Origin of the sequence: Megasphaera stantonii, assembly GCF_025567065.1 — a bacterium.
Taxonomy (GTDB): domain Bacteria; phylum Bacillota; class Negativicutes; order Veillonellales; family Megasphaeraceae; genus Megasphaera; species Megasphaera stantonii.
In genome coordinates, this window is the sequence record NZ_JAOQKD010000011.1 from 16,468 (window position 1) to 28,280 (window position 11,813).

An 11,813-nucleotide genomic window follows, 5' to 3' on the forward strand; every position below is an offset into this window, starting at 1 on the left:
TCCAGGCAAGCACCAACCTGCCCTCCAGAAAAAGAAATCGCCATCCGAGAGGCACTGCAGTATTTCGGAATGATCTGAATCCCATTGCCAATACACTGTTCCATTTCTGATGCAGGTACTAAAACGCTCTACCAAGAGGGTAACAGATGCTCGCCTCCATGATGGTTTGGCTACACGCCCCCAGCCGAGAAAGCGCATCTCTCGGCTGGGGTGATTCTGTCGGGATATGGATTGTCAAGGAATCAAATCGAACTCCATGAAAATGATGGGTCTGTGACAATATGTCATTGCGCCATCACGGAAGACTTCAGCAGATGCGCAGCCCCTTTATAGCCCTCGGAAAATGGACATCCAGTTTTACTGCATAGTATCAGTATCCACACCTAACCCGATTGAATGCCCCCTAACAAAGAAACTCGGCGGTATAACATGAAGCAAGATATTAGATGAATGCGGCCTTACATGCTGAGGGGCGTTCTGCAAAGGAATTCTTGCTTATCAATCGATATCATTCCAGAAACCGATTTCCGGGTTTTCATATGTACCAACGATTACACCACGATCCAGAAATGCATTTCGCTCCTCGCAGCACGTTTCCGGCAATAGGCCACATGCGTGGCATGCCGCAAGATTCAAAGAATCGCGCCCCTGACCTCTGCTCATGATGCATACCGGGTCATTTGAACAAGTCTTTGCATTCGCAATTGCTTTTCTGAGAATTCTGGGGAATGCATCTGGTCTGCCTTGACGAACCAGTCCTCCCAATGTACCTTCCGCATCGCCACTGGCAGTATAGATGAAAATACCCGCCATCTTTTTTCCGTCGGCTTCCTCGGCGCAGTATAGGCGTTCACTCAGAGAAGCGATGCTATATCCACACTCAAAACTCAACTGAGAAATGAGCAGATGAGATAGTGTGTGCAACATAAGGAATTTGGGCGTTATCGTGCGTGGATGATTCTTCCCGATAAACGATGTCGCATAATTGTGGTTCAGCCTAGAGGCTCTCTTAATGACTGCCGGATGGGCTTCAATCCAACCATCGATATCTTCTTGGTTGAACTCAATAAAAATGCCTTCACCACGCACTTCATAAGCAGGGTACCATCGAGTATCAGGTTCCTTTACATCCACAAAACCAGCATCATTACTGGTCATTGCTGGCTGTATTCTGGAAAAACCAATTAACGCATTTACCACACGTACTTTGTCGATAAGGGAAATAGCTTTAATGTGAGGCAAATTATACTCGGAGATATCCATTTCTTCACGGGAGAAATCGCCGAAACTTGAGCTGGTCGCACCTACTTCGCCAGCCAACGCGGCGTATTCCTCTACACGATACTGGATGCTGGTTACATCTACATCTTCAGGGATCGGCTCTAACCATTTGCGAATGAGGATTTTCTTTACTTCTTCACTAGGCGCACCAATTTCAAGTGCAATTTTATCCACCCACTTTGACAAGCGACGGGTAATTATAGAATTCCTTTCCTCCGGATCTGCATCACTAATAATAGTCATACAATCGTCATAGGCTTTGCTTTGCTCAATTTTTGCATTCAACTTGTCTGCATACGGGGGGATGACCAACGAACTATGTACCACAGGAAAGTAAACAGAGGACGCACCTCTTTGCACGGTTTTAGGATAGCAATCACACTTATCTTTGGTATGTCGAAACGGATGATGCCCATCACATCTGAATTGATTGGTTCCTAAGTCTTCGTCCAATTTTTGAAAGCAATCCTTATCAAACGCTCCCTTTAATGTTGCGATAGCACCACAAGAACAGCTTACACTCAATCCCTCTAGCCCTTCCGTTCCAGATGCACCGGTCTTAAATTTCAGTTCAGGATTTCCGCAAATTGGCTTTTTGGCCTTTGCGTGAACCCATTTTATCCAAGGAAAATCATTTAAATGACCTCTTTCACACACCGTGACAATACGCGCTACAACTAAGTCCTGATGGCACTTAGGGCACTGCATATGCTCAACCATATTCTCGTCCCGTTCAAGCGTTTTTGCTTTGGCGTTTTTCCTGTATTCAGCTACCCATTTTTTTAATGGCTGGAATCTTCTACACTTAGGGCAAAAGTACCATTCAGGAAAACGGGAATACGCAATATTAGTTGGTAACGCAAAGTAGTCTACCCCCAGGGCTTTGGCAAAACGATCATCATAGATTCTACTCTTTCTGCTCCAATACTCCGGCGCAGCAGTAACCAATGTCTGATCCGGAAAGTCTACCATAGCACCTACACCGTATTGCAAAACCGCTTGCGCCGCACGAACGGAGTGGGTAACTTTATTCAGTTCTATCTTTTCTATCTTTGTCTTCACTTGTTCAGACATTGTTGTCCCCCCAAATTACAACACTCCCCAATACAGGGGTGTCCACATTCCGCATTGAGGTTAGAGTTGCGATGGCATTGTCCTTTCCTGTGGAACCGTATGGTTTGAGCAGCCGCCGTGTATCTTCCGCAGGTGGATTGACCATGAATCGACGGCCAAAATACAACGGAATAGACGGGTTTGCTTCGTTGCATTCATTCACATCGGACTGCCAAAAATCAAAGAATTCCTTGATCTCCCTTCGAATTTCATCTATATTGTCCTTTGCCTGTCCCTCAGAGCGGTCGTTAATTCCGGTTACCCGTTCTGTGACAAATGCTTCGATTTTTTTTATTGCTTCCGAAAAGTGCTTCTCATCGAAATTAATGGCATCCTTATCTTCTCTCATTCCAGCCACTTGGCGTATCATAGAAACAAGCACGGCATGTAAGGCCCGCTCGCGTGCAGGACGAGAGAACGGAGTTGCCCCGGTCGGCTCTACAAAACGGTAAAAAGATTCATGATAAGAGCGGAATCGTTCGTAATGGGAACGGTCACGGCTCTTTGTGGCATCGTACTGCACAAAGACTACACCGGGGAAAGACCGTCCTACCTGGCTGGAGGCCTGAATATATTCACTGGTAAGTTTGGGCTGTCCGATCATCAACATAACATTCAATCGTGCAACGTCAATACCGACGGAGATCATGTTTGTCGCAAGCAGCACGTTAGAAGCATATTGCTTGGCGGCTACATTTTCTTTTGAATATTCGATTTTCTCCAGCTTGTCCAGTGTCTCATTCAATTCCGTGGTGGATACACGGCTGGTAAGCTCATCCGCGCTAACAATAAGCCTTCTTCCCGTAAACATACGATTTGCTGTACGAATGATAAAATCCTTAACGTCATCGTCTATCAGAGTTGAAGCCTTACCTAAATCCTTCAGGCTGTTAAAATAAACCGTCAATGTCCACAGTTTGTCTTTAACTTCTTCGGGAAGATCCATGGTGTAAACTTTCTGCATAAGCGCGGCCACGGCACGGATTTCCGTCATAGCCTTGGTTTTTCCGGATGGCATAATACCTACATACTTACGTCCGTAAACACCCTTGCTGTAATCAATCACAGCCTCTTTTGCAAAGAAAGAATCCTCCGCATCCAAACCGGGTGCCGGGAACTGCACAACTTCACGATTATACAGTACAGAACACTGTTCTTTCGCTCTCCGAATTGTAGCGGTGGAAGCAATGATCTTGGGATACACACCTTTTTGACCGCAAATTGCATCCACGGCGGTTTCATAAAGGCCAACCACCGTACCTAACGCACCCGAAATCAAATGCAGTTCATCTTGGATAATTAGTTCCGGGGTGCGATTTTCTTTTCCGGCACCGAAAAAGGCACCGATTCGTCCGTCCCAGGGCAGCATAGCAAATTTGTCCACCGTACCAAACAGCAAGGTCGGAGGCGCTTCGTAAAGTTCATCATCGATAATTTGAATCGGAAGCCTTTTGGTAAATGCACAATCCTCATGAGGACAAAACATATAAAAATGTTTCCCGCTCATGCTATAACCCCATTCGCCGACCAGACGGGCGCCTTTATCGTCTTTGACCATCTTGGTTCCGCACCACGGACACTTCAGCACCTGAAACTTATTATGACGTTCTTTTTCATTTCTGACATAAAAATGATTACTTACATTTTGAAGTTTTTCCAAATGATATTTCGCATCTTCATTTTTGTTTGGAATATGTGCGCCGCCGATCCAGAGGCCAATTGTAATTGGGTCTCTTCCCAGAGGATATGCCGGGTATTTATGCCGCTTTTGGACGCAATCTTGTCTGATATACTCGCAAGCACATATAAGTGTAGCTGCACGTGTAAATTGCTGTGCCGCCAATAGGCGGAGAGTATAACGCATAATAACAGCTGTACCGTTGCAGTTTTCGGGGTGTGCCAGTTTGCGGTAGAAAATTGTAAACGCAGTCAGTCCAAGATATGCCTCTGTCTTGCCACCACCGGTAGGGAACCATATCAGATCAACAATATTCCGCTCCAGAGATTCATCATCAATTATAGAGTTTATATCCATCAGTAAAAACGCTATCTGGAAAGGCCTCCATTTGCAATTACCGTCGCTCTCCTGGCTATAATCCATGTTCAAAAGTCTATCGGCAATTTCTTCATCTCCTGGATAGCGATCGGCGCTGGTTTTCGACATATCTCCCTGCATCGCAATATGAATTCTCTGCATAAACATTGCGCGATTCGCCAACAGAAAGGCCTTGTATGCATTGTCATTGTGTGACAGAGTATCGATACCGGCGTACATCCTCTTATATGCGCGCTTGCATTCACGGATATTGTTGGCGGCAGCGGATACATATCTGGGATCTAGCGTTTCAGCTGTCTTCTCCAGACTATCGACCCAGTTTTTATACAGATCGACCAAGCTCCGCATGGATGCAAGTTTGGTAGCTCGGTCGGATGGATCAAGGTCTGACAAATACTTCATGGACAATTCTTCGTCTTTGATGAGATCACTTTGAGGCAAGGAAAAGCTCATCGACGGAACCTCGGTTATAGGTAAGAAATCACTCCATATGTTCCCAACTCCAGACGCATCGATTTCCCAGTCTACGGATGTACCCAAGCCAGTTCCGTATATTTTTTTGTGGCGGTACAACAAATCCAGCGACTGTTCTTCTGAGTCCATCGCGGTTACATCCGCGTTGGGATTGCTTTCTACAAAAACGAAATCATTATTCTCAGAGGATACTTTCATCTTGGCCTGGAAAATGCAGCGATTTGCTTTCACAGGAGATTCCTTCCAGTCGTTCACCAACATAACGGTAATTGACCACAAATTATCTCCAATTTTCCGCCTCAAAGCCACCAGCTTTGCATCAGTGCCATCCAGATTGTGGTTGGCTTCATCATCGGCATAATCCCCATGGCTAAAGTCAAGCGCAAATTCCGGAATTTCATGCGGAACTCGCACATACCCCATAGCACAATAGTCAACAAAACGGTAGACTATTTTCTGAAGTATGCGAAATTCATTTTCCGGAATTGTATCGCGCTCAAAAATGCTACGGGCTTCCTTGGCGGTTACGGAAGAAATCAGTCGCAGCGCATGGGCGTCCTTGTCATACACCATAATATGCGCCAATTCAGGCGGTACTGTATAGGTGTCAGGATCATCCGGCAGATAGGGAATCATACAATCCGGAACTTTGGCATTTCGGTATGTGGCAAAAGTCAAACTTCCTCTGACGATATTTGTGTTTCCTCTTGCGATGAATGTAATGCCCATGGACGAAGGCATGTACTGTGTAGCCATTCCGATTTCTTCGTCCAAGTTTTCATCTGCAGTTTCGTCAAATGCATAGGTTCTCTGTTTCTTCTGTTGAACGGGGTCGGCACCTGGATCTTCGGCAGAAGGCGAACCAGAGTTTTCTGCCGAATTATCGGATTCCTCCAATTCAACAGTCTCATCATTATCCTGGTTGACAGCATTTCCTTGCGGGAACAGAATGCCAGCGGAATAACGGCTGGTAGGGGTGCTGGAAATAAGTTCATGCTCTCTGTCAGGCAAAGAAAATTCTGATCCGGGTCCTAAAAGTTCATCCCTAATTATACCGATATACTCTTCCCGGGCAGAAATCATTGTCTGTCTAATTTCACTGCCTGTCATATCAATACCTCCGCTTCTGTAATGGGTTTATTCACCAGATTGATGTTGATATTTTCACTTTCGTCCAGTTCCGTAATATACTCAAGTTCCAGTATTTCCGACAGACTGTCCACATTGTTATATACGATGCTTAGAACGCTGCCTTCCTCAGGTATGTTGCCAATAAGTTTATCGTTGATAGCCTTTACGATTAATTCAAGAATTTTTCGCCGGTCGTGACGCACCGCTCCACACGCCTCAAAAAAGCCATGAGGATCTGCCAGTAGATGAGGATCCTCTGTTATGATTGCAATACACTCCATGGTATGTTCTTTACGGGGGCCGACAATGTGACTGTCATCGATGAGCCATTGCCGAATAGTGACCTCCTGCATAGAACTTCCGGCCTCTCTCATTTTCTGAGCAACCTTTCGATAAGTAAAGCCATTGGTTTCCTTGTACTCCCGCAAGGCTTCTTTCCAATATTGAGACTTTTCGTAAGCCTCAATTGCGCCTTGCCCCAAACGTCCATCACGAAGCAGACGCTCATAGATGAAGTCAACAATATTCTTGGTGTAATCATCACGCTTAACAAACACCAGCACATCTCCGGGTCGCAATTGCTCCGGGGATTTTTCAGCCACATTTCCTGCCATACTGTCAAAGACAACCGCAGAATAATACTTGGAGAAGAATATTTGCTCTCCCGAAACAAAAGTGCCTACGTGTTTAACTTCGGACACCGGGACATAAACGCCTCCCGCACTGCTGCTCTGTGCCAATTTGCGAACATCAAATGTATTATAGGCTTCGATATATTCGTCCAGGGCAGAGAACTGCTGTACTTCCTCTTCCATCTGCATTTCCTGAGAAGAGTTATCCTCCTCCGGCTCATCTGCCATATGGGTGGCACCGATTCTTCGATTCAGCTTTCGCTCGTACTTTGCGAATTTCTTTCGTCGGAATGTAAATACCTTTTCCTCACATTCATATAGAAGAACATCGACATTACGTGCAGCCAAACATTGCAACGGATCAAACCGCTTATTATTCAGTTCTCCAACACATAAAACCGCATCGTATTTTTTCTGGCTATCGAAACGATTTGCCGTTACGCAAATTACATTTTCGTCAAAAAAGCGCTTAGGGTATACTATGCGAAGTAAGTCGGCATAATATGCTTTTGGTACAATGATTGCAACCTTGCTGAGTTTATGTTCGTTCAAGTATTCCCTCAGGGCATTTGCCTTTGGGCAGATTTTCAATCGTTCACGATATTTTCGTTCCAGTGCATCCGCCACAACCATACACCGTTCTTGCATAGATCCAGCTTGATCTGCAATATCCCATAATTCCTGAATGCGTCCGTAGGGTGAAGTAACCGCTTTGTTAATCTGTCCGTTACAAATGGCGTTTTCCATTATTTCTAACGGAAAAACTGCGGAATTAAGAAGATTCAGCAGACCATGCGCAGCCACCACGAAGTCGTCTTTGACAGCATCATTCCAATTAGACTGTTTGATGACAAAAATCGCATTTTTTATGGTTTTGTATTCATCCCAACTCCAACCTTCACCCACGGGAATTGCCGTAACAGTATTGTGTATCACATTCATAATCTGCCGATGGAGTTCTTCGGTAAGCGGATTGTCGTTGCAAATCATTTGATTACTTTTGGATAACATGTTTTTTGTACAAGCAAATACGGAAGCATCCTCATACATCTCCAAGATATGTTCACCCATCCCGGCTTTGATTGGGGATGTAACATGAGCAAAACGCAGTACTTTTCTTCGAAGCAAATCAGCAAGTTCAGACCCGTTCTCGGTTATAGATGCACCACCGATAACCAATAAACCTACTACTTTATTTCTGTTTCTATCCAGAACCAAATCCCGTGCCGTTGAAATTTTACCGGTTACTTTCAAAACTGGTTCCGCTTTTGCCGGATTCAGACCGAACTGATATTCTTCACCACTACAGGTATAATACGCCGCCGGAATAATGTCCAACAAACCAACTTCTTTGCCTTCTCCATATACGATACGGACTTGTTTGTAAATCTCGCAAAATGAGTTGCGATCAGCCACAATGACGATTGAAACATCAATCTGTGTAGGGATTTCTTGCATATTCACATCAAATACGAAAGATAAAAAATCCTCACGATTTGTCTTTTTCTTTCTAATACCGCGTCCGTCAGTAATCTGCGACTCTCCGTAATAAGGCTGTATCAGGTGCTTATTCTCCTCCAGAGGAAGGTACCCGATCATTTTCCCGTTTTTTCCTTTCCCGTCCTGCTCAATCACCATACAAAGCCGACCGTATTCAACGCGGGTACCTTTCCAGCGATACCGCTGACCATTATACATAACCATATCGTCTATCTGTAGAGCAGAGATAATATCGTCATTTGTAGACAGGTTATAGGACAGACAACCCAGCGCGACGGCAACAACGGAAATAACATCAAAGCACAGAGATCCTGTATGAAGAGCAAAATTGACAGTTCGCTCCTTTGATACCAATGAATCGGCAAAAAAAGACAGATATTTTTCAATGATTGCTTCCTTCGATATCAGCGCATCACCATAATAAATATCGCACTTTTTCAGAATAGTATTTGCCAGTTTTTCTGCCGTCATGGTCATACACCTCCGTTTACGGTTCTTCTCCGTGTAAGATGGCCAAACAATCAAGCATAAACCGTGCCATCTCTTCAATTACCGGAATTGTGACGGAGTTGCCAAACTGCTTGTACTGTTGGACTGCCGGAATCCCCTCGGGGAATGAAAACTCGTCCTCTCCCTCGGCGTTTACAAATCCATAGTTTATAAAGCCTTGAAGTTTCCCCCACTCGGTGGGAGTCATAACACGAATGCCTTTATCGTTGAGAGGGGTTTTCTTCCCTTTAATAATCTGTCCCGCAATACCTTCTTTGGGATCGTATATCAAATTGCGTTCACGGCCCGAACCTCCTGTTGCCAACAATGTGTTGGCTATAGGTCTCTCAATTCCTTCCGCATTTACAATCCGATAACCAAATCCGTAGCCTTTTCCTTCTTGACGTTCTCGATGCTTGACGAGTGTCTCCAAATATCCCGATGCCATATAATACCTTGCCGGCACATCATGCTCCAACAAATCATTCAAATCATGATATAGCTCAACCGCCCGGGTACGAGGCATGTCCGTTGGCAACATAGCCAGTCTATCCGGGGCAAAACGCTCCGTATCAAAACCGATTATATATGTACGAGGGCGATTTTGCGGAACACCAAAATCGCGGGAGTTGCGAACAAAGGATTTGGGTGCATATTTGAGTGTTCCGTCTGTTTTTTTTGTGACACCAATTACATAGTAACCCAAATCATTTACAAGCGTTTTGATGATGGTTTTAAATGTTCGACCTTCGTTGTGAGTAACCAAACGATCTACATTTTCCAAAAACAAAGCGAACGGTCTGGTTCGTCTAATAATGTCGGATATATGAAAAAAAATCTTGCCCTTTTCTTCGTTCTCGAATCCTTCTTGCAACCCGACCCGGCTGAATGTTTGGCAGGGGAATCCGGCTAAAAGTACTCCATATTCCGTGTTTTCTACCTGCTGTTTAAATTCATCGCTGGTTAAATCGTTTTGGGGATTGTCCCCATATAAATGTTGGTATGTTCTGCAAGCGTACTTGTCAATTTCCGAAGAAAGTACATTCACAAACTGCCCTGTAAGCTCAAAGCCACGACGAATGCCGCCGATGCCAGCACAAAGGTCAATTGTTCTATATGGTTGAACAGGGAAAATTCGCAACTCATCCAAAACTACGGAAACGCAGTATTCCAGTTCTTTCTGTATTTCATGTCCCCAAAATCGCAGAACGGTCCAACCTTGTTCCTGCAGTCGTGCCGTTACCTCAATATCCCTCTGCATATTGCGTTCGATTTTGGGAATCCAAAAATCACGATTGCTTTTTATATCGTTTTGCGCCTTCTCCCAGTTATATCCGTGCCAAAAATCTCCGTCACAGAATATCGCGATTTTCCGAGCAAGAAATGCAATATCTGGTTTTCCGAAAATCGTCTTATTGTTTCTTGTAAACGTAGTAAGCCCCTGGCGAACAAGCTCCTCGCACAGAAGTTTCTCCAGCGCGGTATCACTATTGCGCACCCGGCTCATATTTTTATGTATTTGCCCTTTACTTTTTTTGCGAGCCATTGTGCATCTCTCCAACCTTCAAGATATAGGCCGATAAACCGTGAAGCATTCGATATTAGCTGCAGAATATCAACCTTGTTGTTCTATAAAGCAGACTTCCTTTCTTCATGCCATGTGGCAGTTTTGCAGTTCCGCTGCATGAAAAGCTCTCCTTCGGAAAGGATCGCATCCCAAGCGGGGCGAAGAAAACGATCAATGCATACCATTTTGTTCCCGTGTCCAGAAAACGGGGTACATATCAAGGGGCTTGCCCGTCTCTTTTGCTTTGTTTTTTAGCCGTGCAATGACGGATGCTCCCATATCCATTACAGCCACACTCCTATCCGATCTTTCACCTTTTTCAGAACTTTGCGTTTTTCAGCATATTCCAACAGCTTGGGTACATTCTTTTTCGTATCTGCTACATAGCTCTGGATGGCCTTGTTGTAAGTCTCTCTGTCTATTTTATTTTCATAAAAAATGCATTCGCAAATCAGCCGATCCCGGTCAAATATCTGCATGGTGCAGTCGCCGTAATCTGCGGCTGTAACGCCAAAGGCCAAAAATTCTTTTTTCATGTAGTATGGCTGTACAAAGGGATAGTCCAGCTTGAAACGGGATTTGGATGTATCCCGGTCGACTGCAATATTCCATTCCAGGGGGAGGGGCGGTCAGAATAGCGGTAATAGAACAGGGCCGTGTACATGCACAGCACACCATCTGGGAACAGCTGAGCAATTTGTGCCGCCTCGGATATGAGCTCATTCGTTTTGCAAAGGCTGTAATAGCCTTGCTTGATTCTCTCTATGATTTGCTCATCAACCAGTTTCCGAATAGCATAGGTGCTATAGCCGAGAGCTGCGAGATCGGATGTGCGGAATATACCTCCACATTCGTCTGCCAGCTTTTCAAGAATTTCTTTGTCGGTCATGTTTTCACTAACTTTACGCACAAGCCAACCTTGTGCTGCAACTTCACAAATTGAATTATATGCGCAATTCTCAAAAAAGTCAATGCGGAAGGATACTTTCGCGCACCGAACGTCAAATGTTTTGCTGAGATTTTGCATAAACCTGCGTGCTTTTCCGTATCGTTTGGTAAATCACCTATAATACTGATCGTTTCCTGTTTTAGAGCGTCCTACCCGCTAATTCTGCGAATATTTGTTTGAGACCCCATATCGGTCTTTGCGTTTCATAGACATATTACTTACAATTTACCGATCCTACAGTTCAAACGAAATCACCGTTTTCTTGTGAAGCTTCTCATTTTCGCAGTCCAAAAGATACGTTATTACCTTTTTTTGCAAAGCGATTTGTTCTTGTCATATCCCAAGCAAGCTGGATGATCTTTGCTGTACCGCTTTCAAAATCAACTGAAATTTCTCCCCATTCGCCGTCGCAGTCTACCTGATATTCGTAGATTGCGACGGCGATTTTCTTTTTGCGCTTGGTCTTGGATTTCTGTTTCAGCCGAACAGCGTGGAGCGCACCCTCGGCAACCAAAAGTTCCGTCAGCTTGTCCACCGCTTTCCAGTAGGCTCGTTCTGCACCGCTGGCTGTGTTGCCCTCAAACATGACCGCTAATTCCTCAAAGGTGGGACGGTTTTTCC

Annotated in this window: 7 protein-coding genes; all 7 read right to left on the reverse strand. The window is 44.7% G+C overall.

The window, feature by feature from the left end; genetic code table 11:
* Positions 1–498: 498 nt before the first annotated feature.
* Complete coding sequence (gene drmB, locus OCV58_RS07275) at positions 499–2,355, reverse strand: MrfA Zn-binding domain-containing protein (RefSeq protein ID WP_154877419.1); 1,857 nt, start codon at positions 2,353–2,355, stop codon at positions 499–501.
* Positions 2,348–6,034: a helicase-related protein gene (locus OCV58_RS07280; protein ID WP_154877420.1), complete on the reverse strand. Its 3,687-nt coding sequence runs from the start codon at positions 6,032–6,034 to the stop codon at positions 2,348–2,350. Before OCV58_RS07280 ends, drmB begins: the two co-directional genes overlap by 8 nt.
* On the reverse strand, positions 6,031–8,658 hold the full coding sequence (locus OCV58_RS07285; protein WP_154877421.1) for a DrmE family protein: 2,628 nt from the start codon (positions 8,656–8,658) through the stop codon (positions 6,031–6,033). Before OCV58_RS07285 ends, OCV58_RS07280 begins: the two co-directional genes overlap by 4 nt.
* Before the next feature lie 16 nt (positions 8,659–8,674).
* Positions 8,675–10,222, reverse strand: coding sequence for a DNA mismatch endonuclease Vsr (gene vsr, locus OCV58_RS07290; RefSeq protein ID WP_154877422.1), 1,548 nt, complete (start codon positions 10,220–10,222; stop codon positions 8,675–8,677).
* Positions 10,223–10,527: 305 nt separating this feature from the next.
* Positions 10,528–10,779: a hypothetical protein gene (locus OCV58_RS07295; RefSeq protein WP_154877423.1), complete on the reverse strand. Its 252-nt coding sequence runs from the start codon at positions 10,777–10,779 to the stop codon at positions 10,528–10,530.
* Positions 10,776–11,270 (reverse strand): type IV toxin-antitoxin system AbiEi family antitoxin domain-containing protein, encoded by a 495-nt coding sequence (locus OCV58_RS07300; RefSeq protein ID WP_154877424.1) that lies wholly within the window; start codon positions 11,268–11,270, stop codon positions 10,776–10,778. Before OCV58_RS07300 ends, OCV58_RS07295 begins: the two co-directional genes overlap by 4 nt.
* A 196-nt stretch (positions 11,271–11,466) precedes the next feature.
* Complete coding sequence (locus OCV58_RS07305) at positions 11,467–11,778, reverse strand: hypothetical protein (protein ID WP_267312834.1); 312 nt, start codon at positions 11,776–11,778, stop codon at positions 11,467–11,469.
* Positions 11,779–11,813 lie beyond the last annotated feature (35 nt).